The organism is Flavobacterium tegetincola DSM 22377 (assembly GCF_000425485.1).
GTDB classification, from domain to species: Bacteria; Bacteroidota; Bacteroidia; order Flavobacteriales; family Flavobacteriaceae; genus Flavobacterium; species Flavobacterium tegetincola.
Map to the genome: position 1 here is coordinate 77,401 of NZ_AUDN01000022.1, position 26,733 is coordinate 104,133.

Here is a 26,733-nt window from a genome sequence, read left to right on the forward strand (position 1 = left end):
GACCTCCTTATTTCAAATTCCCATCCAATCCCGATTCCTATTGGGATTGGATGGGCTTTGGAGGATTTAATTAGAAACCCGAATTACATTCTTTGCTAAAATATCCACACGATAAGGTTTCATGGTGTATTCTCCTTCGCCGTTAAGTCCGACTCCATTGAACAAGTTGTACTCAATATCGTCACACGGACATTTTGCATTTAAGCCGTTTATAAGCATTCTTGAGCAAGCTGAGATGTATTGATTGGGACAATTGGCTTCCCAAGCCCGATAATCCGTGTCAGAAATTTTCATTACAATAATACCATTTGCTCCTGAGGTACCGTCAAAGATGTAGAGCGGATTAACAGCAGAAAGCAACTTGCTGTAAGAAGGCAAATTGGCATCAATGGTTATTGAAAAGGCATAGTCCGGAATAAAAGGGTTTTTATAGCGAACGGAGTCGCTGGAACAGCTTAAAGACAGTAATGTGAAGGTGATCAATACAATTAGTTTTTTCATAGCAAAAGTTTTCTGTTTAATACTTTGAAACAAATTTAATTTAATTAACTTTGAATTATATATGATTTAGCATATTAAATTTACACTAAAATAAAAAAAGTATCTTTGTGAAAAGAAATCCCGTTCCGATGGGATTTTTTCTATTTATATAAATAACGAAATTATGAGTAATATATCCTATTATACAGCTGAAGGCCTGAAAAAATTGAAGGAAGAGTTAGAGTATTTAAAAAGTGTGATGCGTCCCAAAGCTTCCGCGGATATAGCAGAAGCACGCGATAAAGGCGACTTGTCTGAAAATGCAGAATACGATGCGGCCAAGGAAGCACAAGGAATGTTGGAAATGCGTATTGCCAAAATGGAAGAGGTATATTCAAATGCTAGACTTATTGATGAGTCGCAACTGGATACATCAAAAGTGTTGGTTTTGTCCAAAGTAAAAATCAAGAACCAAACCAATGGCATGGAAATGAATTATACATTAGTTGCCGAAAGTGAAGCCGATTTAAAAACCGGAAAGATATCAGTAACTTCTCCAATTGGAAGAGGATTACTTGGAAAATCTGTGGGCGAAGTAGCAGAAATTACAGTCCCAAACGGAACTTTAAAATTTGATATCTTAGAAATTTCACGCGATTAATTTAAACAAAAGTACTATGAGTTCTATTTTTACCAAAATAATCAACGGCGAAATTCCTGCTTACAAAATTGCAGAAAACGATAAATTTTTAGCATTTTTGGATGTAAATCCAAATGCAAAAGGACATACACTGTGCATTCCAAAGCAAGAAATCAATAAGATTTTTGATATGGATGAAGATTTATATCTTGAATTAATGCAGTTTTCCAGAAAAATTGCCATTGCGCTAGAAAAAGCAATTGATTGCAAAAGAGTGGGAATGGCAGTTGTTGGTCTTGAAGTTCCTCATGTGCACGTACATTTAATTCCGTTGAATGAGATGGACGAAATGCGTTTTAGCAATAAAGTAAAATTGGAAAAAGAAGAGTTTGAAGACCTTGTAGAAAAAATTCAAAAATCCCTATAGGTAGGGGTTTTTTTTATGTTTTTTTTTAATATTATTGCATCCAATATAATAAACAAATAGATGAAAAAAATTTTTACTTTAGCTTTAGGATTTTTAGTCTTGGCTTCTTGCTCAAGCGATGATAATGGTAGTTCAATTGATGCCTCCAAATTTACTGACAAGAAGTGGTATGCAGTAAGTATTAAAGTACTGGGACAAACAATACCTGCTGATTCTGACTATCCAGAATGTGGTAGAGAGTATATTATGTTTAAAACAGGAGGAGTTTTTGCAACGAGCTACTTCAATGAAGATTGTCAAGAATTTGTAGAAGTTGGTAGTTGGGTTTTAGATGGCAAAACCATAGCTACAAACCAAGACGGTTCAATTACTAACGCAAAAATAAAAAAATTAACTGATACACAACTTCAAGTAACTACTCAAGAAGATTATAATGAAGATGGGAAAACCGAAACTATTACATTACTTTTATCAAGTAATTAAATAAAAAAGAGAAACGAAAGTTTCTCTTTTTTTATGAAATCTTAAAACTCATTTGTATACACGTTCCTTTTCCCAACTCGGAGGATAAAACCTTAATGTCTCCATCGTGATATTCCTCTGCAATTCTCTTAGTCAAGGAAAGTCCTAAACCCCAACCTCTTTTCTTAGTAGTAAAACCAGGTTCAAAAATACGCTTAAAATCTTTTTTCGGAATGCCTTTTCCTGTATCCAAAACTCGAATTCGGATGTATTTATTGTCGTCAATTACATTTACCTTTAAATCGCCTTTGCCCTTCATTGCATCAATCGCATTTTTTACTAAGTTTTCTATCGTCCAACTGTGTAATCCGGGATTTAAACTCATTAAAACGGGATAATCAGGACCAGTAAATGAAAAATTAACTTGCTTTGAAAAACGTGCTTTGAGATAAAATAAAGAATCTTCCGTTTCTTTAACAATATTGATGCGTTCTAAAACAGGTTCAGATCCAATTTTAGAAAACCGGTCGGTAATGGTTTGCAGCCTTTGGATGTCTTTTTCAATTTCAGTAACCGTAGTTTCATCTACGTTATCGGCTTTCATAATTTCCACCCAACCGATTAAGGAAGACAACGGCGTTCCAATTTGATGGGCCGTTTCCTTTGCCATTCCTGCCCAAAGCTTGTTCTGCGTTCCTATTTTAGTACTTCTGTAGAAATTGTAAACGATAAAGCCAAACAAAACAATGATCAAAACCAGTGCCAATGGATAATATTTTAATTTGGTCAATAAAGACGAGTTTCCATAGTACAAATATTGCGAGGAATCTTCTATAAAGATCGTCTCATTTTCCTTCTTGAACTGCTTTAATAAATACTTTAATTGATCGGGATTTTCGCTAATTGCAGGATCTATATTTGAATTGTTTACAATAGCACCTTTGTCGTCGGTAAGTATAAACGGAATCGTTTTATTACTACTAATGATGGATAATTCCAATGCCAAGTCGTCTGTGGTCAGGTCCGACTTATTAATTTTTCGAACGCTTTCGGCAAGGATTTCCATTTTTTGACGTTCTTCAGATTTGAAAACCTGAAAAAAATCATACGTATTCCACAAAATTAAGGTCACAATGACAAAAGAGGCTGCAATGATAATCCACCGCGTTTTATTAGCTTGATCTGAAAACTGCATGTAAATTTTTTTTAAAAGTAATAAAAAAGGTTGAGAAAAAAAGATTGCATTTAAATAACCTGATGTTCATTTGGGCGTGACCCTCCAGAAAAAGTCGGGTCGGGCTTCCGTTCCCGCTTTAATTGCTTTTCCAAAAGCAATTAAGAGCTCCACTCAAATCCCTCACGCAAAAAAAAAGTCCTAACGCTGCGATTTTATTTTTTTCATAAAGCTCCACAACAGGCAACCCAAGATCCTGAAAAGATTAAGAAAATCTGATTAACCCAAACGTGGGCAACTATCCTTTTATTTTTTTTTAAATAAAATACGATGCCCGACGGCAGGAAAGTGGATAAGATTCCGAAAATTCGGATTGACAATGCCGAAAGATTCGTTCCAAAAAATTATCTTTGTAAAAAATTTATAGGACCATGATTAGTATTGAACCACATGAAATTTCGGGTGTACAGTTGCAGGCTTATTTGCAAAGTTCGGTTGGCCCGCGTCCCATTGCATTAGCAAGTACCGTGGATGCAGATGGTAATCCAAATTTGTCGCCTTTTAGTTTCTTTAATGTGTTTAGTTCTAATCCGCCAATTTTGATTTTTTCGCCCGCGCGAAGAGTGAGAAATAATACGGTAAAACATACTTTGCTTAATGTGGAAGCGACTCGCGAGGTTGTAATTAGCGTGGTGAATTATGATATTGTGCAGCAAGTTTCGCTCGCAAGTACAGAGTATGGTGATGGTATAAATGAGTTTACTAAAGCGGGATTGACAATGCTGGAGTCGGATTTGGTACGACCATTTCGAGTGAAGGAATCGCCTGTTCAGTTTGAATGTAAAGTAAATGAAATTATCAGTTTAGGAACCGAAGGTGGTGCTGGAAATTTGGTAATTTGCGAAGTAATAAAATTGCACATCAGCGAAGATGTTTTGGATAAAAACGGAGCAATCGACCAATATAAAATAGATTTAGTTTCTAGAATGGGTGGCAATTGGTATTCGCGTGCCAATAAAGGATTATTTGAAGTGCCAAAACCTTTGTCAACATTGGGAATTGGTGTGGATAAAATACCTGATTTCATTAAAAAAAGTCCTGTCTTTTCAGGTAATGATTTAGGGATGTTAGGAAACGTAGAAATGTTGCCAACAAAGGAAGAAATTAATATATTTGTAGAAAATAGTTTTGAAGTAAAAGCCGTTTTGAGTTCTGATGATGAAGAAAGCGTGCATCAAAAAGCTAAAGAGTATCTTGACAACGAGCAAGTTGAAAATGCTTGGAAATTATTATTAGCCAAAAGAGTATAAACAGGTTCGCTAAAGGCAACCACAATAAATAAAGGATATGGAAGTTACAGGAAGAGTGAAAATGGTAGAGCAAACTAAAGAAGTGGGTTCATCAGGATTTAGAAAAAGAGACATTGTAGTGACTACGGATGAACAATATCCTCAGCATATTTCAGTACAATTTGTACAAGACAAATGCGATTTATTAGACGCTTACAAAGTAGGAGACAACGTAAAAGTAGACATCAACTTAAGAGGTAGAGAATGGACCAATCCACAAGGAGAAACGGTTTATTTTAACACGATCCAAGGATGGAGAATTGGAAAAGTACAAGATGGAGCTTCTGCACCACAAGGTCAAGCACCTCCAATGCCAGCTGCCGCAGCTTTTGAACCAGCAGCGACGTTTAAAGAAGAAGATCACGACGATTTGCCATTCTAGGAAGGTATTAAGTATAGAGAATTAAGTATTAAGACTTGAGCTACAAGGTTTTTAGGAATTAAGATTTTAGTATTAAGTACTAAGACTTGGAAAAATGAGATTTGAAGTCATTTTAAATGTTTTTATAATATTTAAAATGGCTTTTGCTTTTGTTTTAATTTTGTTAGTGGTCTCCAACCTAATTAGCATTTTTTTTTATTCTCATAACTCTAAAGTTTTAATACTTGATACTTTGGTCTTAATACATCCTCAATCTTAATTCTTGATACTTCCATCTTAATACTTTCTCATGTATTTTTTATTAAAAGAACTATTCTTTCCCGATGTATCCGAAGCCGATAAGCACGGAATTCTTGCCGTAGGCGGAGATTTATCACCGGAACGACTGATGTTGGCTTACCGTAGTGGCATCTTCCCGTGGTTTGATAGTGACGAACCAATTTTATGGTGGTCACCAAAAGAGCGAATGGTTTTATTTCCCGATGAATTGAAAGTTTCTAAAAGTATGCGAAATATTTTGCGAAAGGAAATTTTCAAAGTTACATTCAATAAAGATTTCCGTGCCGTTATTTCCAATTGCAGCCAAATCAGTAGAAATGGACAGCAAGGTACTTGGATTTCGGAGGATATGATTGAAGCCTATGTAAAATTACACGAACTCGGTTATGCAAAATCCGTTGAGGTTTGGCAAAACGATGAACTTGTTGGTGGTTTATACGGAATTGATTTAGGGCATGTGTTTTGTGGCGAAAGCATGTTTTCTAAAGTTTCTAATGCGTCAAAAGTAGCTTTTATCACTTTGGTGGAAAACCTAAATACCAGAAAATATAAGTTGATTGATTGCCAAGTGCACAATGATCATTTGGAAAGTTTAGGTGCGCGAGAAATAAAGAGAAGTGATTTTATGGATTTTCTTACGGAAGCCTAGTCCAACAATCTTCAACATGATCATTAACCATTCCTGTGGCTTGCATTTGAGCATAGATAACCGTTGAACCTACAAACTTAAACCCGCGTTTTTTTAAATCTTTACTAATAGTATCCGAAAGTGGAGTAGTAGCAGGAATGTCTGTGTGTATTTTAGGTTTATTATCTATAGGTTTTCCATCTACAAAATTCCAAATGTATTTTGAAAAACTGCCAAACTCCTCCTGCACTTTCATAAACGCTTGCGCATTAGAAACCGCCGAACGAATCTTTAATTGGTTTCTAATAATACCTGCATCTAGCATTAATTCCTGAATTTTCTCTTCCGAATAATGGGCGATTATCTTGTAATCGAAATTATTAAAGGCGCTGCGGAAATGTTCTCTTTTCTTTAAAATCGTATGCCAACTCAATCCGGCTTGAAACGTTTCTAGAATTAAAAATTCGAATAATTTGGCATCGTCATAAACAGGAATGCCCCATTCTTCGTCGTGGTATTTGCGGTACAAATCGTCTTTTTCACACCAAGAGCAACGTGTTTTCATTTTCTTTTGGTTTAGTTAAATTATTGTATAGCAATAAGTCCTGTCCAATGGAGAAAAAGCATAATTCCTACTGTTATTCCAAAGCTTGTTAATGATAAAAGGCGCCAATAAGTTGATCTGCCATTCCATAATTTCCACATTTTTTCTCCAGTTTTTTCTCGGTAATGTTTTAAAGTAAATTCTGCCAAGATGATTGTTATAACTATGAAAATCAATATTCCGAATGTCCAAAATTTAATCATAACCTTGAAGTTTTATAGTTAGTCTGCAGCAGTAATCCGTTTTCTCAATAGATAAAAAATTATCACAGTTCAAGGTACAAAAAATTTAATTTTATTTGACGGATTGTAACTGAAAATATGTAGATCTGAGAATTGCAGGATATTGCAATAGAAATCCTGACTTGCCTGATTTGTCAAGCTGAATTTATTTCAGCTTCTTAAAATGGTTTAGATGCTGAAACGAATGCAGGAGGAAAATGTATAAGTCAAAAAAAATCCCGATTCAGTGAATCGGGATTTCAAATTCCTTCGGATGAAGGAATCTATTTTATTAATTTTCAAAAGGAATTTATCCTAAAGCTACACGTTTGAAACCAGTGATTTCAACGTTGTGTTCTTTAACGTAAGCGCCTACTTTTTTACTATCGTCTTTGATAAAGTTTTGGTCAAGTAATGCTTTTTCTTGATCTAAAGTAGTGTTGTCAGAGATAAAACGCTCCATTTTACCTGGGATAATTTTGTCCCAAATTTGTTCTGGTTTACCTTCTGCTTTCAATTCTGCTTTAGCATCTTCTTCCGCTTGTTTTAAAACTTCGTCAGATAATTGGTGGTAAGAGATGTATTTAGGTACATTTTTCAATGTTTTACCTAAACGTAATGCTTCTTCGTTTTCTTTTTCAATGATTGCAATACGAGCGTCTGTTTCAGATGCAACAAAAGCAGCGTCAAAATCTTTGTAAGATAATGTAGTAGCTCCCATAGAGGCAATTTGCATAGAAATATCTTTAGTAAAAGCTTCTGCGTTATCAATTGCAGAAGAGATTGCTGTTAAAGCAGCAATTTTGTTTACGTGAACGTAAGTTCCAACGTAAGCACCTTCTAAAATTTCAAAACCACCGATTTCAATTTTTTCTCCAATAACACCTGTTTGCTCAATTAATTTTTCAGCAACAGTCATACCGTTAAATTCAGAAGCTAAAAATGCTTCTTTAGTATCAAAATTGATTGCTTTTTCAACTAATTCTTTAGCTAAAGTTACGAAAGATTCGTTTTTACCTACGAAATCAGTTTCACAGTTTAAAGTGATGATAGCTCCTCTTGTTTTGTCTGCATTGATGAAACAAACAGCAGCACCTTCAGTTGACTCACGATCAGAACGGTTTTCGGCAACTTTTTGTCCTTTTTTTCTTAAGTTTTGGATTGCTTCGTCAAAATTTCCGTCAGCTTCAACTAACGCTTTTTTACAGTCCATCATTCCAGCACCTGTAGCTTGTCTTAATTTATTTACGTCTGCAGCAGTAATTGTTGCCATATTTTTTATTTTTTAAAATTTATAATTCAAAAATTCCAAATCCCAATTGATATAAAAAAATATATTTTGGAATTTGGAATTTTAATATTGGAATTTATTGAGATTTACTCTTCAGTTTTCACTTCTTCCGTTGCAGTTTCTGCTGCAGCAACTGGAGCAGGAGTTTCGGCTGCTTCCGCTTTTGCAGGAGCTACTTTTGCAGCTGGTTTGTCATTCTCTCCATCTGCTTGTTCGTCTTTATCAGAAGTTCTATTTGCATTTCCTTCGATAACAGCATTCGTTACTAAAGTCAAAATCTTGTCGATTGATTTAGAAGCATCATCGTTAGATGGGATTACATAATCAACCTCTCTTGGGTCAGAATTTGTATCCACCATTGCGAAAACTGGAATGTTTAATTTTTGAGCTTCTTTAATTGCGATGTGTTCTGCTTTAATATCTACTACGAACAATGCAGCAGGAAGTCTTGACATATCAGAAATAGAACCTAAATTCTTTTCTAATTTTGCACGTAGACGATCTACTTGTAAACGTTCTTTTTTAGATAAAGTCATGAAAGTACCGTCTTTCTTCATTCTATCAATAGTAGCCATTTTTTTAACAGCTTTACGGATAGTTACAAAGTTAGTCAACATTCCACCAGGCCATCTTTCAGTGATGTACGGCATGTTTGCTGCTGCAGCTTTTTCAGCTACGATATCTTTTGCTTGTTTTTTTGTAGCTACGAATAAGATTTTTCTACCTGAAGCTGCAATTTTTTGCATTGCATCGGCAGCCTCTTCGATTTTTGCTGCTGTTTTATATAGATTGATAATGTGAATTCCATTACGTTCCATATAAATGTAAGGAGCCATGTTCGGATCCCATTTTCTAGTCATGTGTCCAAAGTGAACACCTGCTTCTAGTAAGTCTTTAACTTCTACTTTGTTTGCCATTTTAATGTGATAGTTTACGTTCTGTTGAATTAGCAATGTTCCTTTGGGCTTTCGCTTTAGGCTTCATTTAGATGCTAAACTAATTCCTGCCTCGACAGGAACAACAAATCTTGTTTAAATAATAAATAAACGGTGTCTTGTACCAAATATACAAGACGGTAATATTAACGTTTAGAGAACTGGAATTTCTTACGAGCTTTCTTCTGACCGAATTTCTTACGTTCAACCATTCTTGGATCTCTTGTCAATAAACCTTCTGGTTTCAAGATGGCTCTGTTTCCTTCGCCAACTTCACACATAACTCTTGCAAGTGCCATTCTCACAGCTTCTGCTTGACCTGTTGAACCACCTCCGTATACATTTACTTTTACATCATAGTTTTCAACGTTTTCTGTCATAGACATTGGTTGTAAAACTTTGTACTGTAAAGTAGCTGTTGGGAAATAAGTTGCGAATGCTTTTTTGTTTACAGTGATTACTCCTGTTCCTTCCGAAACATAAACACGTGCAACAGCGGTTTTTCTTCTACCGATTTTGTGAATAACTCCCATTACTTAAGATCGTTAAGGTTAACTGTTCTCGGTTTTTGAGCGCCTTGTTTGTGCTCTGAACCTACAACAACATTTAAATTTCTGAAAAGTTCAGCTCCTAATTTGTTCTTAGGTAACATTCCTTTTACTGCTTTTTCCACCAAAGTTGCAGGGTTTTTTGCTTGCAATACTTTAGCCGTTAAAGTTCTTTGACCTCCTGGGTAACCTGTATGACGCATGTAAATTTTGTCATCCATTTTTTTACCTGTAAGGTTGATTTTTTCTGAGTTGATAACAATTACGTTATCTCCACAGTCCACGTGTGGTGTGTAACTTGGTTTGTACTTACCTCTTAAAATCATTGCGACTTTTGAAGCAAGACGTCCTAAGTTGTGACCGTCAGCATCTACAACGATCCACTCTTTAGTGACTGTTGCTTTGTTCGCTGATACTGTCTTGTAGCTTAATGCGTCCATAATATATTTTTAATTAAACATTCCATCCCCAATAAAGGGAGTGCAAAAGTACAATTAATTATTTATATTTCAAATACCTATAAAAGATAATTTTAGAGTTATCAATTTTTATGCTATCTTTTTTAAAATGAACGCGGTAGCGAGGCTTATTTCTTTGCAGTATTTATTATTAGGACGATTATAATTTTTTAGTTCGGAAAACGATCTAATAAATCAAATCAGATCTAATTTATCGTTACTAAAAATAATAAGGAAAAGGCATTTTTCATAGAAAATCACTTATATAAAATTGGTAGATGTAATGGTGAAAAGAATGCGAAGATGCTTATGTTTAATTCTGGGTTTACGGTGTATTTTTTCTTTTAAATTCTTTTCGGGACATTTTTTGATTTCATTGATTCGTTTAAATACTACCGAAGAATGCAATTCTTTTTCTATTTTTACATTTCAAATTGAGTTCATGAAAGAAAAAGCGACCTTAAAACAAATTGCCAAAGAATTAGGTGTTTCGGTATCCACGGTTTCAAAAGCGTTAAATAACAGTGCTGAAATTAGCGATGCCACAAAAACAAAAATTCAAGAATTTGCCAAATTAAAAAATTATAAACCAAATATTGTTGCGCTAAATCTAAAAAATCGGCAAACCAAAACCATTGGGGTTATTCTGCCTAATATTTTAAATTCGTTCTTTGCTAAAGTCTTTACCGGAATTGAAAAAGTGGCAGAAGAAAAGGGCTACCATATTATTACTTGTATTTCTAATGAGTCTTTGGAGAAAGAGATTCATGCCATGGAGCTTTTGAGTAATGGTACTGTGGATGGTTTTTTGCTTTCTATCTCGGAAGAGTCGCAGAAGCAAAATTACTTTGAGCATTTTATAGATTGCATCAACGATGATGTTCCTATAGTGATGTTTGATCGGGTTACGGATAAAGTTAATTGTGATAAAGTAATTGTAGATGATTTGGATTCTGCTTTTTCTGCCACAAAACATTTGCTTAATTCGGGTTGCAAAAAAATTGCACTACTTTCTACAATTGATAATTTGAGTGTCGGAAAACTCCGTACCAAAGGCTATTTCAATGCACTTGAAGAAAATAAAATTGCCGTTGATAATGATATTATTCTTCTAACGGATTCATCAGATGACTTTGATAAGAAGTTACAACTGTTATTTGCAACTCAGAAGATTGATGGTATTTTTGCACTTGATGAACATGCTGCTGTTTCTGGGTTAAAATTGGGACTGGAAAACGGGTATAAGATTCCAGAAAATCTTTGTATTATTGGATTTGCAGATGGTGTTTGGTCCAGAAGGTTAACGCCAAGTTTGTCGACCGTAAGTCAACATGGTCCTGAAATTGGGGAAACGGCAACTCGATTACTAATTGATAAACTAGAATCAAGAAATACAGAAACGTCAAGTAAAACAACGGTTATAAAAACAGAATTACGCCAAAGAGGTTCCACTCGAGTCAATAATTAAATAAGATGCATTCCATTTATAGATAATTGCCAAACAGATTAAAACTGTTTGGCTTTTTTTTTCGTATTATAATAAGGGAGTTGTTTATTCTCATCAAAAATAATGCGTCTGTATTTTTAGTTTTGCTATTTTTTCATTTGTTTGTGCGAGAAAAAATGATTTAATTGGAAATTTATCAGAAACATTTTGTGTAAAAATAACGATTGTTAAGTGTGTTTTAGTTATTGTAAAGGAATAATTGTTGAATAATAATAAATTAATATGGTAAAATTTTACTTTTATACGATTTTGCTTTTTACTTCTTTTGGAGTAAATGCGCAGTTGAAGGATTCTAAAAATATTTTTGATATCGCAAGAACGGGCACTGTGGCTGAAGTTACAGCGCTTTTTAAACAGAATCCAAAAATTCTTAATGAAATAAACGATGCTGGGTATTCTCCTTTAATATTAGCTTGCTATCGTGGAAACACAGAAGTTGCTGCATTTTTAATTCACAATGGAGCAGATATTAATTACAATAATTCTATGGGAACGCCATTATTAGCGGCTGTTGTAAAGAATAACGTTTCGATTGTACAACAACTACTAAACAAGAATGCCGATATTGAAGCAAAAGATAACAACGGAACTACTGCATTGATTTATGCTGCAATGTTTAAAAATCATGAAATATCCAAGATGCTTGTTCAAGCAAAGGCAAATTCTGAAATCAAAGACAACAGAGGAAATTCGGCATTAGATTATGCAATTCTGGCGGATGACGACACTTTAATACAAATTCTAAAATCAAACTAACTATGAAAAAAATTACTTTATCACTTATTGCCTTACTTGCTTTTACAGCATCGTTTGGGCAATCGTACACTACGGGAACAGTGGCGTTGACTACCGGTTATTCGGCAAAAATTGATGTGGAATCCACGTTGGTTACGCTGACACTTGTAGGTCCTTCTGCCGGATATTTGGGTTTGGGTTTTGGTGTCAGTAATATGATTAATAATGGCGATTGCGTCATTTATGCAGGAGCTGCTGGTATTGGGGCAGATATCTTAACTGATAGAACATTTAATAATAATACTTCAACACCTTCGGTGGATGCTGGTGGCGCTACTGCACAAAACTGGACCGTAACTGCAAACACGGTTACTGGAAGCGTTAGAACGTTAGTAGCAACAAGAGCTCGGGTTTCTTCTGGAGATTTTACCTTTCCATTTAATGCAGGTGCACTTACTTTAGCATGGTCGTTTGGAAGTAGTAATACATTAGTGTACCACGGCGGAAATAGAGGTTCGGTAGTGGCAAATGCAACTTTAGGTGCAGATCAATTTGAATTAAATAGTTTTATAATGTACCCAAATCCAGCTTTAGATGTTGTTTCAATTACATTGCCAAACGGCATAAATGAAGCAACAGTAAAGATTTATGATATGTTAGGAAAAGTAGTGGCTAATCAAATTATTACTTCAAATGCAAATGCAATTACTACAAGTAATTTAGCTAGCGGTTCCTATATGGTCGTGTTGCGAACAGAATACGGAAACGCAACCAAGACACTATTAGTAAATTAAATACAGGGGTTATTTTTTCCGTAACAAATAAATATTTCACGGAAATGCCATTGTAATTTACTTTTCAGGTGCAATCTATTTGCAGCAATTGCTGGGAATTTTGCTATTTTGCTGTGATTAATTTTAGTTCTATTCTTAATTTAAAGAGTTTTACAGAAAAAGGTACAAAAAAAAGATATTTTTTTTTTGTACCTTTGCTTTTTAATTTAATTATTTAATTATGAGATTTTTTTACGTATCGATAGTTTTTTTCTTGTTCATTGTTAAGTCTTTTTCGCAAGTAGGTGTTAATACCATCACCCCTGAGGGAGCTTTAGATGTTAAATCTACTTCGCAAGGAGTGCTTTTGCCTAGAGTAAATTTATTGAGCGAAACAGACGATGTTACTGTTACTAACCCTGAAGGCGGTGCTTTAGTAGTAAGTACATTAGTTTACAACTTAGGAACAGCAGGATTGTCTCCAGCGGGTTTTTATTATTGGGAAGGCACAAAATGGAGTCAGTTAATGAATAATAATCCCAATACTTTTTCAGGGGAATTTATTATAAGTGCTACTGGAAATGTTTCGATAACTGGAATTCCTTTTAAGCCTTCAAGAGTTACTTTTACTGCATATCCAAATGTTGAAACGGATAATTCAAGTACTAATCCGGATCCTAACGATATTACAGAAGACAATAGTTTTGGATTTATGAACGGTTACGCTTTAAGCTTTTCGGGATCCGTAACGCAACAAGTAATCTATGGCGGAGGTAGTGGAAATTCGATCAATGGAGTTTCTAACTATTCTTCAGATTCGCATTGCATTGGATTAAGATATTCTAATCGAGACGGTGTTGCATTCGGAATTACTTCTGCAGCATTTACATCTTTTGACGCAGATGGTTTTAGCATTAATGTAGATTCTTTACTTGCAAGCGAAAATGTAATGGTGATTTTTGAAGCTTATAAATAAGTCGTCAATAAAATCACAATTAAAAAAGCCTTTAAATAAATTTTCAAAGGCTTTTTTTTTGCTTTTAATGCGCTTCCAACCAATTTTTCCCGCTTCCCATTTCTACTTCTAAAGGAACCGAAAGGACAAAAGCGTTTTCCATTTCATGCTTAATCATGGGTTGAATTTTTTCCAATTCAGAGTTATGAACATCAAACACAAGTTCATCATGTACTTGAAGTAGCATCTTACTTTTCCAATTTTCTTCAGTCAATTTTTTATGGATATTAATCATCGCAATTTTAATAATATCAGCAGCACTTCCTTGAATTGGAGCATTCACCGCATTTCGTTCTGCACCACCTCGAACCATTGCATTTTGAGAATTGATGTCTTTTAAATAACGACGTCTTCCTAAAACAGTTTGTACATAACCCAATTCTCTAGCAGTTTCCACTTGCTCATTCATGTAGGCTTTTAATCGCGGGTAACTTTCATAATACGCATCAATTAATTCTTTAGATTCTGCACGTGAAAGATTAGTTTGGTTGCTCAATCCGAAAGCAGATACACCGTAAATAATTCCGAAATTTACGGTCTTTGCATGACTTCTTTGTTCACGCGTAACTTCTTCCAAAGGCACATTAAATACTTTTGAAGCCGTTGATTTGTGAATGTCTTCACCATTTTTAAATGAAGCAATCATATTTTCTTCGCCACTTAATGCAGCAATAATCCGCAATTCAATTTGAGAATAATCGGCAGAAAGCAATGTGTAATTTTCATCTCTGGCAATAAAAGCTTTCCGGATCAACCGACCTCTTTCTGTACGAATGGGAATGTTTTGCAAGTTGGGATTGTTAGAACTCAAACGCCCAGTTGCGGCAACAGTTTGCATGTAATCCGTATGTACGCGACCTGTTTTTACATCCACCTGATTTGGCAAAGCATCAATGTAGGTACTTTGCAATTTTACCATTTGACGCCATTCTAAAATATCACGCACAATTTGATGTTCATCTGCTAGGTACGAAAGCACTTCTTCACCAGTCGCATATTGACCTGTCTTTGTTTTCTTTTGCTTACTTCCGCCAATTTTTAATTTGTCAAAAAGAACTTCCCCTAATTGTTTCGGCGAAGCCAAATTGAATTTTTCCCCAGCCGTTTCGTAAATCTGCTTTTCGAATAAATCAATGTCTTTTTGCATGTCAACTGACATCTTTTTTAGAAAGTCAACATCAAGGTTGATGCCTTCCGTTTCCATCGCAGCTAAGACTTTTACCAAAGGAATTTCAATATCGGTAAACAGCGTTTTAGTTTCCGTTTTGTCCAATTCGCTTGTAAAAAAATCTTTTAGTTGTAAAGTGACATCGGCATCTTCCACAGCATATTCTTTTACTTCTTCAAGATCAATGTCCCGCATCGACTTCTGATTTTTGCCCTTTTTGCCAAGCAAAACCTCTATAGACTGTGGCGAATAATTCAGATAAGTTTCGGACAGAATATTCATTCCGTGACGCATATCGGGATTAATTAAATAATGTGCAATCATCGTGTCAAATAATGGTTCTTTGACATCCACATCATAATTAGACAGTATTTTTAAATCATATTTTAAATTTTGACCAATTTTTTCAATGGTATCATCTTCAAAAAACGGACGTAATTTTTCAATTAAAGCTTGTGCCTCTTCTTTACTTTCTGGAAACGGAACGTAAAAGCCTTTTCCTTTTTCATAGGAAAATGCAATTCCCACTAGCTCGGCATGAAGCGCGTCAAGACCCGTAGTTTCGGTATCAAAACAAACTGATTTTTGTTGCAATAAATTTTGCATCAGTAATTTAATTCCCAGATCGCCTTGAATAATTTGATAGGAATGAGCTGTGTTTTCTAGCGAGGTGTAGGTTGAAATTCTTCCTTCTGCATCTTCATTTGTGCTTGCGCCAAATAAATCAAATTGATCGTCAGTTTTAGCTGTAGGTTTTTTATACAACTTGGCATCTTGAGCCGCATTGTGATCTACTCTAAATAAACTGTCAAATTGATCTGCCATGCGTCGAAATTCTAATTCTTGAAAAATAGCTTCGGTTTTCTCTATATCTGGGCGAGATAATTCGTAATCTTTTTCGTCAAAAGTAACGGGACAATCGGTAATTATGGTGGCTAATTTCTTAGACATAATTCCTTTTTCCTTATTGGCTTCAATGTTTTCCTTCATCTTGCCTTTTAGTTCGTGGGTGTGCTCTAAGAGGTTTTCCATAGAACCGTATTCTTTCAGGAATTTTTTTGCTGTTTTTTCGCCAACTCCAGGTAAGCCAGGAATATTATCCACAGCATCACCCATCATTCCCAAGAAATCAATAACTTGTTCTGGACGCTCAATTTCAAATTTTGCTAAAACCTCGGGAACTCCCCAGATCTCAATTCCATTACCCATTCGAGCAGGTTTCCACATAAAGATGTTTTCAGAAACCAATTGCGCAAAATCTTTATCGGGCGTGACCATAAAAACTTGGTAGTTTTGTTTTTCAGCTTGTTTGGCAATAGTTCCAATTAAATCATCAGCTTCACAACCTTCAATTTCAATAATTGGAATGTGCATGGCTCGTAATAAATCTTGTATATAAGGAAGCGCCAACATAATTGCTTCTGGAGTAGCATCGCGATTGGCTTTGTACTCTACAAACATTTCGGAGCGTACATGGCTTCCGCCTTTGTCAAAAGCAACGGCTAAATGGTCTGGTTTTTCTCGTTTAATAACATCCAATAGGGAATTCATGAATCCCATAATGGCAGACGTATCCATTCCTTTGGAGTTGATTCTCGGGTTTTTGATAAAGGCATAATACCCTCTAAAAATCAAAGCGTAGGCATCTAGTAAAAATAAACGTTTTTGAGCTGACATAATCTGTTTTTTATGGATTTCAAATGTACAAAACTTTGTTGTTTTCTACCAATTTGAGTTTTAGAAATATGAATTATTAGTGGGATGCAGAATTGGTTCACATAACTTTAAATTCTTCTTTTTTAAAAGGTTAAATTAAGTAACTTTAACTTTTTTATTTTTCTAGAAAACCAAAACTTCGCATGAAGCAATTTCTATATCAATTTCTTCTTATTGCATTTCTTAGTATTTGCGTTCTGATCCCTGAAAATATGTTAGGTCAGAAGCCACATACCCGAAAATTATCTTTTTTGGAAGGTCTGACTTCAGACGTGGTTTATGATTTATTTGTGGACACAGAAGGACTGTTGTATTTGGCGACGGACAAGGGATTAATGACCTACAACGGCGTTCATTTTGAGCAGTTTCAAAATCCAGAAAGTTTAGGAAGTTCCGTAACTAATATTCAGCAAGATAAAAAGGGAATTATATGGTGTAAAAATTTTGCCAATCAATTGTTTTATTTGCATGATGATGAATTGGTTGCAGATCAAAACATCGATAATCTTTTACGAAAGACAGCTAATAATTTAGTGGATTATTGCATTGCAAGTAACTCTAAATACATTTTGACCCCAACAGTTTTATATAACTACGTGGATGGAAAATTTACAGCGCTGTACGATGTGAGTAAACGTAAAGATGAAATCCTCAACTCCATAGTCTTTGATGGAGAATCGCTTAAATTATATGTTTCGTCAAATTATTTTTTATATGTCTTTAGGAATAATATTTTAATCAAGAGAGAACCTATTATTAACAATCAAAAAGTCTTGGAGATTTATAAGGGCAAATTGTCCTACTGTACTAAAGCCCAAGATAAAAATTGTTACATAGATGATACATTTATAACGCTCAAGATTGGCGGTATAAATAAAACGCACCTGAACCGATTGAGTGCTACAAAGGACAATCTTTGGCTTTGTACTAATAAAGGGATTTATCAGTATGACGATGAAAAGCGTTCGTTTAAAAATGGTTTTTTAAGAGACAGTCGGATTACAGATATTGTTCAGGATTTAGAGGGAAACCATTGGATTTCAACTTTGGATGAAGGTTTGTACATGATGCCGAGTCGTAAGATGTTTGAACTGCAAGTGCCGGCAACTAAAAAAATGAGTTACACCCGAGTCAAAAAAGGGCCAAATGGCAATTATTTTGTAGGAACTAGTGATGGTCGAGTTAGCGAAATATCACCTGCAGGAGCAAGCATCATGCAATATGAAACGAATTGGGACAATACAATAGAGTTTGTTAACTTCTGTGGAGATACACTTTTGACCAATTACGGCTTTTTTAAAATTGGAAATTCAAAATTATTGGCTAAAGACGTTTATTTTGGGAAATATCTGGAACAAGACGCCCGTGAGAACTTTTTAATTGCTGCACCTTCTTTTGGAGGCATCATTCCTAAAAGTTTGACAGGTCTGCCTGATTTTCCAAATAAGAATAATAAATATAAGGTCATAAGGTACGGAACCAAAAACACTCAAACCATTGTATTTAGAAATAAGCGATCAAAATCTGTTTTATACCAACCTTTGGATCAGGAATATTATTACGGATTTATTGATGGATTATTTGTCTATGATTTAAAGGGAAACGAAACAGAAATTAGAACCAATAATAATGAAGCCATCATTGCAGCGGACATGCTTGTAAATGAGGATGGATCGGTTTGGGTAGCCACTTCTCAGCGGGGTGTTTTTCTGCTAAAAGACAAGAAAATCGTTACACATTTATCCAATAAAAATGGTCTTTCGGACAATTACTGTCGGCGAATTGTCAAAGAAGGCGATCGTTTGTGGGTTGTTACTGAATCAGGTTTAGATTACTATGATGGCAAAACAAATCGGATAAAAAATGCGCAGCTCAACTTGTGTCTTAAAGGTGTTACTATCAATGACGTAGCAGTGTTGCAGCAGATTGTTGCCATCGCTACAAATAAAGGTATATTCTATTTTGACAAATCAATTTTAGAGCAAGTTGTACTTCCAAATTTTAGTTTTACTCATTTTTTGGTAAACAATAAAGAGGTAAATGTAAAAAAACATCGGATCTTAGATTTTGACGAGAACAACATTAACATCAAGTTCAATACTATTCACTATAAAAGTTTAGGAAATTATAAGTACCGATATCGTTTAAAAGGCTTGGAAGACAAGTGGTACAATTCTTCTTCATCCGCTAAAAACATTAATTTTCTGGCGCTCAAGCCAGGTGAATATAAATTTCAAATCAACATCAAGATTGGCGAACGATACACACCGATACAAGAGATTGAATTTGAAATCGGAAAACCTTTTTGGCTACGCATTTGGTTTCAAACCGTTTCCGTAGTATTCATTTTGGCATTGATGTATCTAATTTACCGTTGGACGGAAGTAAAAACGCGACGTAGTGAGGAATTAAAGGAACAGTTGGCTTTATCTCAATTGACGGCATTACGTGCTCAAATGAATCCGCATTTTATTTTTAATGTTTTGAATGCAGTTCAGGGATTGATTTATAGCAATCAAAAAAGTAAAGCTAGTGATTACCTTGGAAAATTTTCAGATTTGATGCGCAAAATTTTAGACACGTCAGATAAAAATGAGGTCACAATTGAGAAGGAATTTGAAACCATTGATCTCTACGTTTCTTTAGAGAAAGCACGTTTTGAAGACGATTTTGAATACAATATTGCGTTTCCAGAAAACATCGACTTGAGTAATTATACTATCCCGTCAATGATCATTCAACCCTTTGTAGAAAACGCGATTAAGCATGGATTGATGCATAAAATGGGACATAAAATGTTGGACATCCGGGTGGAATTGTTGGAAGACGTGTGGTGTTTTACTATTGATGACAATGGAATTGGTAGGAAAGCTTCAGAGATTATCAATCAGAAAATTAAAAAACACATCTCATTTGCCACAAAAGCGATCGACAATAGGGTAAAGTTGATCAGTAAAATTGCTGAAATCACTATAGATATTGAAATAATTGATAAAAAAACAAGTACGGACGATTCCTCGGGAACACGAATTAAGATCTATATTCCGAATGTAAATAAGTAAAAAATATAAATTTTATCAGAGGTTTCTCTTAAATTATTCGTAATATAGTACACTTAAAAGCACACTTAAAGCCAAAACCTGTATGAAAGCTATTATCGTAGACGACGAATTAAATGCACGACTTTCCTTGCGAGGAATTTTAGAGGAAAACTTTCCAAATATTATAATTGTCGCAGAAAGTAAGGATGTGCCTTCAGCGGTAACGGCTATTCATCAGTGTAAGCCGGATTTGGTTTTTCTCGACATTTCGATGCCAGGATACTCTGGTTTGGAATTGCTAAAGTTTTTTGACGAAAGTCAGATTAATTTTAAAATCATTTTTGTAACCGCCTTTAGCGAATATGCCATAAATGCCTTTGAACTTTCGGCTGTAGGCTACATCTTAAAACCTGTTCGTATTGACGCACTTGAAAAAGCGCTGCATAAAGTAATTATGGATAATGATAATGATTTGGAAAAACTAAAAACGCTCCAAACCAATATGGAAAGTCCGCTTGATAAAAAGGTGGCTTTAAATACCGGAGATGGAATTACCTTTTTGGAGTTGCACAACATTCTTTATTTGAAGGCAGACGGCTCGTACACGCATTTCTATACCACAGACCGACATCGAATTACCGTTGCAAAGAAAATTTCGGACTTTGAACGGCTTGAAGCAATGGGTAATTTTCTACGCATTCATCGCAGTCATATTGTGAATTTATGTCGAATCCAAAAGATTTTAAAGCAAGACGGTGGCATGGTGATTATGGAAAATGGTGATACACTTTCAATTTCGGCTGAGCGAAAAAATGGTCTTTATAAGAAGTTTGAAGATTTTAAACTTTAGGTTTCAGCTTTCTTCAGTCGTTAAATTTTTCGTAATTAATAAAAGTTGAAGAGTGTTAATTTGTTCTTTTGCTAAAAATAGAATCAAATGTTTCGTTGGATATTCTTCATTATCATTGTTGCTTTTATAGAAATTTATGCTTTTCAAGCTTTTAAAACCTTGATAAAAACCAGGTGGATCTTGGTGGCATATGAAATTTTAAGTGCTGCCCTTGTCATTTATTTTATTTGGTCGCTCTCGCAATTTGACCGAACTGTTGGACAAAATAAGCAATCGCTTTTTACCTTCGGGTTGCTTCTGATTGTCTATGTGCCCAAAATGTTCTTGATGATTATTATGTTTGGTGAGGATTTATTCAGAATCATTCGTGGAATTACCAATTATTTTGTTGAGTATGATAATTCGGGCAGTTACTTGCCAGATCGTAGGAAATTTGTCAGTCAGATTGCCTTAGTAGTTGCTGCAATTCCATTTGCGTCCTTGATTTATGGTATTTTTGAAGGGAAATATAATTTTAAAGTAATCAAGCAGCAAGTATTTTTTCCAGATCTACCAGATGCCTTTGATGGATTTAAGGTAACTCAGATTTCTGATATCCACAGCGGAAGCTTTGACAATCCTGAAAAAATACAGTATGCAATTGACTTAATCAATCAGCAAGAAACCGATTTAATTTTATTTACGGGAGATATTGTCAATACTCATGCAACTGAAATGGATCCATGGATTGAGACCTTTAAAGGAATTCGTACGCCTGAATTTGGTAAATATTCGGTCTTGGGGAATCATGATTATGGCGAATACATAACATGGCCTTCTAAAAAGCAGAAAGACGATAATTTTGAAGCAATTAAAGATTTACATCAGCAAATTGATTTTAAGTTATTACTTAACGAGCATACTTTTATTGAAAAAGACAACCAACGCATAGCATTAGTTGGTGTGGAGAATTGGGGCAAAAATTTCAAACAAGCTGGGGATTTGCGCAAAGCTTCTGAAGGTTTAACGGCTCAGGATTTTAAAATCTTGATGAGTCACGATCCTTCACATTGGGAATATCAAGTAAAAGAAGATGAAAAACATTTTCAGTTGACACTTGCAGGTCATACGCATGGCATGCAATTTGGTATTGAAATTCCAGGATTTTTTAAATGGAGTCCTGTTCAATATGTATACAAACAATGGGCCGGTTTATATGAAAATGTAGGTCGTTATGTCTATGTAAATCGTGGTTTTGGCTTCCATGCTTATCCCGGTAGAGTAGGAATTATGCCCGAAATAACAGTTCTTGAACTAAAAAAAGGCGCAAGTGTCGCATAATTCGTTAAAAACAGTACATTTGTAATTGTACACTAAAGTAAATTTTCAGTTTTATGTCAAAATTTGGAGAATTAATTAACGCAGAGATCCCCGTTTTAATCGATTTCTATACCGAGTGGAATGAGCAATCCATTGCCATGCATGAAGTAATTCGTGATGTTGCCGCTGCTTTAGGCGATAAAGCTAAGGTTATAAAAATTGATGTGGATAAAAACCAAGAACTCGCCGATGCGTTGCGAATTAAAGGAGTTCCTACATTGATGATTTATAAGTCAGGGCAAATGGTTTGGCGTCAAGCCGGCGAATTAGATGCAAATTCTATCATTACTTTGGTTCAGGAGCAAGTTCAATAGCTTTCATCTTATATCCATTTTCTTGCAAGTAGGCTAGAGTTTGAGGCAATACATGTTTCAGGTTTCTGGACGCTTTGATGCTGTCGTGGAAAATGATGATGCTTCCAGGTTGAATGTTTTTCAATACATTTTCTGCACACTTTTCTGGAGAAATGTTGGTGTCAAAATCAGCACTCAGAATATCCCACATGATTACTTTGTAATTTTTTTCCTTGAGAAACTTGTATTGTTTCCAAGTCAATTTGCCGTAAGGCGGACGAAAAAGCTTTTGTTTCTCCGCACTATTCGGGCTCAATTCTCTTATTACATCCGCACACATTTCTATATTTAGTTGGTACACATCGTTTGTGGTATGCCAGCCATTCATATGGTTGTACGTATGGTTGCCAATGGAGTGTCCCGCCTTCTGTACACTTTTAAATAATTCTGGATGTTGCTGAATATTCTCTCCAATACAGAAGAATGTTGCTTTAGCATTGTATTTTGCTAAAATAGCTAAAGTCCAATCGGTTATTTCAGGAATAGGTCCATCATCAAAGGTCAAGTAAACCACTTTTTCGGAAGTAGCAAAAGACCAGGTAAATCCGGAAAAAAGGGTCTTAACCAGCCAATGCGTCTTTATCCAATAGAATTTCATCGTACTTAGCGTTTTTGTAAAGATAAAAAAAAGCAGCTACCGTTGCCAGTGCTGCTTTTATAAATATACTAAAAAATGGGTTTATTCATTGTCCCTTTTAAATCGGGAGAACATTTTGTTATAGGTGTTAAATGAAGATTTATTTTGCTCATAAAATGCTGCATCACCTCTGTCTTTCATTACAGAAAGTAAATCTCTGTAGCGTTCAATATCAGTAACGATTTCAATGTATAAGTCCATTTGCTCGTTGGCTTTCAAAGTATTATAATATTTTAGATTCTCTTGGTATTTACCAATCAATTGTGTCAATATTTTTCTCGCCTTTTCTTTTTCGCCTAACTCGTAATATCCAGCTGCAAACGGTTCTAGCATAGTGTAATAACCAAAATACTCCAATGGCATCTTTTGCATTGCTAAATCTATCACTTTTTTTGCTTTTTCATTTTTACCTTCGTTAATCAACTGCTCCATCAATCGAGCAAGATTGGTACGGTAGGTAATGCTGTTTTTGCGGGTTTCTGTATCGTGGTAAATCGTACTGCTTCCGCTATTTCCCCAATCCCATTTCATTACAATGTCATACATTTTATCAGAATCAATCTGTCCCATATCTAATGGACTTGGTGCTTCAGATAGTGCATTCTTAACTGGAACTAATTTATAGACCATTCCATCCAATTGCAGATAATCTTTCATCCATAGGTAGTCGTCATCGCCAAAACTTCCTCCAGTGAAGTAAATAGGGCGTTTCCAATTATTATTGGCTACAATGTCCAACATCATTAATCGATTTTTGTACAATGCCTGACCTTTTATATCCAAATCGATGTAAGGAACAATGGAGTCATGAAACTGAGGTGATACTACCTTGTTTGCGATAATAGTTTCCTTATTTACTGGAATTCGCAATTTATTGGTAGGGAAAAAGTGGATTTTCTGACCCGTTTCCGATGAAAGAATTGTTCTTGGGTCGTCATCAGCAATGAATTTAATAAATGCTTTTAAATCCCAACGTTCTTCTGTCAATGGTTTATGAATAGTGTAATCCAATTTATCGCCCACATATTGATTGTGAGAAAAGGATATTGGTAAAGGCTCGGATTCATAGGCTTTTGCTTTCATTTGATCAATATACCAATCGGTCATAAACAAACTTGTGTTTACAATTCGAACGTCTGTTCTAAACTCTTCAATTTCTTGAGCATACCAAAGCGGGAACGTATCGTTATCTCCAATGGTAAACAAGATGGCATTGGGTTCACAAGAACTCAAATAGGCTTTTGCCATTGCCAAGGCAGTGTATTTTCCAGAACGGTCGTGATCGTCCCAGTTTTCTGATGCCATTAAAACAGGTGCCGCAAGAAGTGATAGTGCAATTACTATTGGACCAGCAATTTTGGGCTGTAGCCAATTTTTGACGGTCTCATATAACGCGTAAACACCAAATCCAATCCATATGGCAAAGATGTAGAATGAACCAACCAAGGCATAATCTCGCTCACGCGGTTCAAAAGGTCGTTCGTTCAAATAAATTTTAAGGATTAGTCCAGTAAATAGAAATAGAACTAATAGTACGTAGAAACTCTTTAAGTCTTTATTTGCGTGGTAAATTAATCCCAATAGTCCAAGAAGAAATGGAAGTGCATAATACAGGTTGCGACCTTTATTATTCTCAATATCGGATGGAAGGTTGCTTTGCGATCCCAATCGACTTTCGTCAAATATTTTGATACCCGTCATCCAATTTCCGTCCATATTGTCATACTTTCCTTGATTGTCACTTTGTCTTCCGGCAAAGTTCCATAATAAGTAGCGCATGTACATGTATCCAAATTGATACTCAACCATGAAGCTTAAATTGTCTCCCATCGAAGGTTTTTCGATAATAAGATATTCGCTGTACGCTTTTAGAAATTTATTATAACCGTCCATGTCAATCTGACCTTGATTGTAAGCGCCAGTAAACTCATTTACAATCTGAACCAGTTGTTTTTCTTGTGCGTATTCTGGATTCAATCTAAACTTTACGGGTTTGGTAAAACTCATATAATTTGCAGCATGATCGGGACTCCACATTCTAGGCAAAATAGATTTTTGATTGTCGTCACTATTTTGAACAGCATTTTTGTAATTGTTTACAATTTCATATTTGCCTGATTTATAGTTTCTTTCGTAATTTGGGGCTTTGTCTAAATATGGATTTTCAGCATCTAAACCTGCATATATATCAGTAAATTGTGGTCCGTAAAACAAAGGATTTACACCGTATTGTTCTCTATTGTAATAGGCTAAAACTTCACGAGCATCCGAAGGTCTATTTTCATTAATAACAACATTTGCATTTGCGCGAATGGGTAGCATCATCCAAGTAGAAAAGCCAATTAAAATAAACAGAATGCTTAAAAGCAACGTATTTAATTTTATTTGATTGTTTTTTCGGGTATAGTTTAGTCCATAATAGAAAAAGGCAATTAACAAAACGGTTACAAAAATGGTTCCCGAATCAAAGGGCAAACCAATATTATTAACCATAAAGACTTCGGTTTCTCCGAAAAACCCCATTGTCAGAGGTAGTAATAACTTGAATATAAATAGCAAGATAAACACTACAACGATATTGGCAATAATAAAATTCTTTACAGTAATGGTTTTGTAATGCTTAAAATAATACAAAAAGCCAATGGAAGGAATGGTTAGCAACGCCATAAAGTGAACACCGAACGAAAGTCCGATTACTAATGAGATGATAAGCAACCAGCGGTTTCCTTTTGGTTTGTCCATATCTTGTTCCCAACGTAATCCAAGCCAAAATAATGCAGCTATAAACAATGAAGCCATTGCATAAACTTCTGCTTCTACAGCATTATACCAGAAGCTATCTGAAAAAGTAAAGGCTAAAGATGCGACAAAAGAACTCCCTAAAATGGCAATGGAATTGTCCTTGTCAACCGTAGAAAATTGAGAAATGAGTTTTTTTAATAACATCGACGTCGACCAAAACATAAACAGTATCGTAAAGGCGCTAGAAAAAACCGACATCATATTAACCATCAATGCTACTTGAGATTTGTCTAATGCAAACATCGCAAAGAACGCGCCAATCATTTGAAATAAAGGTGCTCCTGGAGGATGTCCTACTTCTAATTTGGCTGCTGTTGAAATGTATTCTCCACAATCCCAAAAGCTTAAAGTGGGTTCTACAGTTAATGAGTAGGTTACAAGAGCAATGGCAAATGCAAGCCAACCCATTATTGTGTTCCACTTTTTGAAGTTAAATGCCGTCATAATGTCGTACGATTTAGGTTTAAAATTTCAGTTACAAAGAAAATGTTTTTTTGCTTAAGGAAATGGTAAAAATAAATTTTTAATTTTTTTTGCTAAAAAGTTTGGTTGATTGCTTTTTTGTGCTAAATTTGCACTCGCAATAAGCAAGCTGGTCTATGGTGTAATGGTAACACAACTGTTTTTGGTGCAGTCTTTCTAGGTTCGAGTCCTAGTAGACCAACTTTTAAAAGTCTATAAGATGTTGAAAATTCAACTGATTATAGACTTTTTTTTTGTTCATTATTTTCTGACTTATTTGAAAGCGCTGTATTTTTAAATTATTTACGCACAGTTGAAGTAGGTTTTTTGTCGGATTGCAATTCGTTCAGGTCAACTTAGATCTTAAAGGTCTAATAAAAAATATCATGGATGGCTTCACATTTAAAGGAGAAAAAGTAGGAGTAATGTTAGTGCGC

At 35.1% G+C, this 26,733-nt stretch carries 25 protein-coding genes and 1 tRNA gene; 15 read left to right on the forward strand and 11 right to left on the reverse strand.

The genetic code is table 11. The features are described 5' to 3' along the window. Positions 1-66 precede the first annotated feature (66 nt). Positions 67-501 (reverse strand): Rieske (2Fe-2S) protein, encoded by a 435-nt coding sequence (locus tag H602_RS0105720; protein WP_026977156.1) that lies wholly within the window; start codon positions 499-501, stop codon positions 67-69. 163 nt (positions 502-664) lie between these two features. On the opposite strand from H602_RS0105720, the gene greA reads away from it, so the two are divergent. Genes greA through H602_RS0105735 form a run of 3 tightly spaced genes read left to right on the forward strand, consistent with a single transcriptional unit; the run spans position 665 to position 2,030 of the window. Beyond that, positions 665-1,141 carry a transcription elongation factor GreA gene (gene greA, locus H602_RS0105725; protein ID WP_026977157.1) on the forward strand — a complete coding sequence of 159 codons (477 nt, stop codon included), beginning with the start codon at positions 665-667 and terminating at the stop codon, positions 1,139-1,141. A 16-nt stretch (positions 1,142-1,157) separates the two neighbouring features. Continuing rightward, positions 1,158-1,547, forward strand: coding sequence for an HIT family protein (locus H602_RS0105730; protein ID WP_026977158.1), 390 nt, complete (start codon positions 1,158-1,160; stop codon positions 1,545-1,547). A 60-nt stretch (positions 1,548-1,607) separates the two neighbouring features. Continuing rightward, positions 1,608-2,030, forward strand: coding sequence for a lipocalin family protein (locus H602_RS0105735; RefSeq protein WP_026977159.1), 423 nt, complete (start codon positions 1,608-1,610; stop codon positions 2,028-2,030). Between the two features lie 31 nt (positions 2,031-2,061). Here H602_RS0105735 and H602_RS0105740 read toward each other — a convergent pair whose 3' ends face one another. Next, a complete protein-coding gene (locus tag H602_RS0105740) occupies positions 2,062-3,204 on the reverse strand; it encodes a sensor histidine kinase (protein WP_026977160.1) in 1,143 nt (380 codons plus the stop codon). Positions 3,205-3,614: 410 nt separating this feature from the next. Between H602_RS0105740 and H602_RS0105750 the strand changes: the two genes are divergently transcribed. The 3 genes from H602_RS0105750 (at position 3,615) to aat (ending at position 5,842) form a co-directional block, all read left to right on the forward strand. Next, positions 3,615-4,493 carry a flavin reductase family protein gene (locus H602_RS0105750; RefSeq protein WP_026977161.1) on the forward strand — a complete coding sequence of 293 codons (879 nt, stop codon included), beginning with the start codon at positions 3,615-3,617 and terminating at the stop codon, positions 4,491-4,493. A gap of 37 nt (positions 4,494-4,530) precedes the next feature. After that, on the forward strand, positions 4,531-4,914 hold the full coding sequence (locus H602_RS0105755) for a DUF3127 domain-containing protein (protein WP_026977162.1): 384 nt from the start codon (positions 4,531-4,533) through the stop codon (positions 4,912-4,914). A gap of 289 nt (positions 4,915-5,203) precedes the next feature. Then, positions 5,204-5,842, forward strand: coding sequence for a leucyl/phenylalanyl-tRNA--protein transferase (gene aat / locus H602_RS0105760; protein ID WP_026977163.1), 639 nt, complete (start codon positions 5,204-5,206; stop codon positions 5,840-5,842). Here aat and H602_RS0105765 read toward each other — a convergent pair. From H602_RS0105765 to rplM, 6 genes are all read right to left on the reverse strand, one after another. Further along, positions 5,829-6,386, reverse strand: coding sequence for a DNA-3-methyladenine glycosylase I (locus tag H602_RS0105765; RefSeq protein WP_026977164.1), 558 nt, complete (start codon positions 6,384-6,386; stop codon positions 5,829-5,831). The genes aat and H602_RS0105765 overlap by 14 nt on opposite strands. A gap of 20 nt (positions 6,387-6,406) precedes the next feature. Further along, positions 6,407-6,628: a hypothetical protein gene (locus tag H602_RS0105770; protein WP_026977165.1), complete on the reverse strand. Its 222-nt coding sequence runs from the start codon at positions 6,626-6,628 to the stop codon at positions 6,407-6,409. A 328-nt stretch (positions 6,629-6,956) separates the two neighbouring features. Beyond that, complete coding sequence (gene tsf / locus H602_RS0105775; protein WP_026977166.1) at positions 6,957-7,919, reverse strand: translation elongation factor Ts; 963 nt, start codon at positions 7,917-7,919, stop codon at positions 6,957-6,959. 104 nt (positions 7,920-8,023) lie between these two features. Then, positions 8,024-8,854 carry a 30S ribosomal protein S2 gene (gene rpsB / locus H602_RS0105780; RefSeq protein WP_026977167.1) on the reverse strand — a complete coding sequence of 277 codons (831 nt, stop codon included), beginning with the start codon at positions 8,852-8,854 and terminating at the stop codon, positions 8,024-8,026. Positions 8,855-9,018: 164 nt separating this feature from the next. After that, positions 9,019-9,405 carry a 30S ribosomal protein S9 gene (rpsI, locus tag H602_RS0105785; protein ID WP_022826472.1) on the reverse strand — a complete coding sequence of 129 codons (387 nt, stop codon included), beginning with the start codon at positions 9,403-9,405 and terminating at the stop codon, positions 9,019-9,021. Continuing rightward, positions 9,405-9,860, reverse strand: a complete 456-nt coding sequence (gene rplM / locus H602_RS0105790) for a 50S ribosomal protein L13 (RefSeq protein ID WP_026977168.1) — start codon at positions 9,858-9,860, stop codon at positions 9,405-9,407. Before rplM ends, rpsI begins: the two co-directional genes overlap by 1 nt. Positions 9,861-10,320: 460 nt before the next feature. Between rplM and H602_RS0105795 the strand changes: the two genes are divergently transcribed. From H602_RS0105795 to H602_RS0105810, 4 genes are all read left to right on the forward strand, one after another. Continuing rightward, on the forward strand, positions 10,321-11,346 hold the full coding sequence (locus H602_RS0105795) for a LacI family DNA-binding transcriptional regulator (RefSeq protein ID WP_026977169.1): 1,026 nt from the start codon (positions 10,321-10,323) through the stop codon (positions 11,344-11,346). 261 nt (positions 11,347-11,607) lie between these two features. After that, positions 11,608-12,141 carry an ankyrin repeat domain-containing protein gene (locus H602_RS0105800; RefSeq protein WP_035759003.1) on the forward strand — a complete coding sequence of 178 codons (534 nt, stop codon included), beginning with the start codon at positions 11,608-11,610 and terminating at the stop codon, positions 12,139-12,141. Between the two features lie 2 nt (positions 12,142-12,143). Further along, complete coding sequence (locus tag H602_RS0105805; protein ID WP_026977171.1) at positions 12,144-12,914, forward strand: T9SS type A sorting domain-containing protein; 771 nt, start codon at positions 12,144-12,146, stop codon at positions 12,912-12,914. 220 nt (positions 12,915-13,134) lie between these two features. Then, on the forward strand, positions 13,135-13,869 hold the full coding sequence (locus H602_RS0105810) for a hypothetical protein (protein WP_035759006.1): 735 nt from the start codon (positions 13,135-13,137) through the stop codon (positions 13,867-13,869). Between the two features lie 64 nt (positions 13,870-13,933). On the opposite strand, the gene polA is transcribed toward H602_RS0105810, so the two are convergent. Next, complete coding sequence (gene polA, locus H602_RS18230; RefSeq protein ID WP_035759009.1) at positions 13,934-16,753, reverse strand: DNA polymerase I; 2,820 nt, start codon at positions 16,751-16,753, stop codon at positions 13,934-13,936. 182 nt (positions 16,754-16,935) lie between these two features. On the opposite strand from polA, the gene H602_RS0105830 reads away from it, so the two are divergent. From H602_RS0105830 to H602_RS0105845, 4 genes are all read left to right on the forward strand, one after another. Next, positions 16,936-19,854, forward strand: a complete 2,919-nt coding sequence (locus H602_RS0105830; protein WP_084404213.1) for a sensor histidine kinase — start codon at positions 16,936-16,938, stop codon at positions 19,852-19,854. 82 nt (positions 19,855-19,936) lie between these two features. After that, positions 19,937-20,683 (forward strand): LytR/AlgR family response regulator transcription factor, encoded by a 747-nt coding sequence (locus H602_RS0105835; protein WP_026977174.1) that lies wholly within the window; start codon positions 19,937-19,939, stop codon positions 20,681-20,683. Positions 20,684-20,770: 87 nt separating this feature from the next. Next, positions 20,771-22,003 (forward strand): metallophosphoesterase, encoded by a 1,233-nt coding sequence (locus H602_RS0105840; protein ID WP_026977175.1) that lies wholly within the window; start codon positions 20,771-20,773, stop codon positions 22,001-22,003. Positions 22,004-22,056: 53 nt separating this feature from the next. Then, a complete protein-coding gene (locus H602_RS0105845; RefSeq protein WP_026977176.1) occupies positions 22,057-22,356 on the forward strand; it encodes a thioredoxin family protein in 300 nt (99 codons plus the stop codon). On the opposite strand, the gene H602_RS0105850 is transcribed toward H602_RS0105845, so the two are convergent. Next, positions 22,328-22,993 (reverse strand): polysaccharide deacetylase family protein, encoded by a 666-nt coding sequence (locus H602_RS0105850; RefSeq protein WP_026977177.1) that lies wholly within the window; start codon positions 22,991-22,993, stop codon positions 22,328-22,330. The two genes, H602_RS0105845 and H602_RS0105850, sit on opposite strands and share 29 nt — an antisense overlap. Positions 22,994-23,074: 81 nt before the next feature. Further along, positions 23,075-26,278, reverse strand: coding sequence for a glycosyltransferase family 117 protein (locus H602_RS0105855; protein WP_026977178.1), 3,204 nt, complete (start codon positions 26,276-26,278; stop codon positions 23,075-23,077). Between the two features lie 149 nt (positions 26,279-26,427). Here H602_RS0105855 and H602_RS0105860 point away from each other — a divergent pair. Beyond that, positions 26,428-26,498, forward strand: a tRNA-Gln gene (locus tag H602_RS0105860). Positions 26,499-26,733 lie beyond the last annotated feature (235 nt).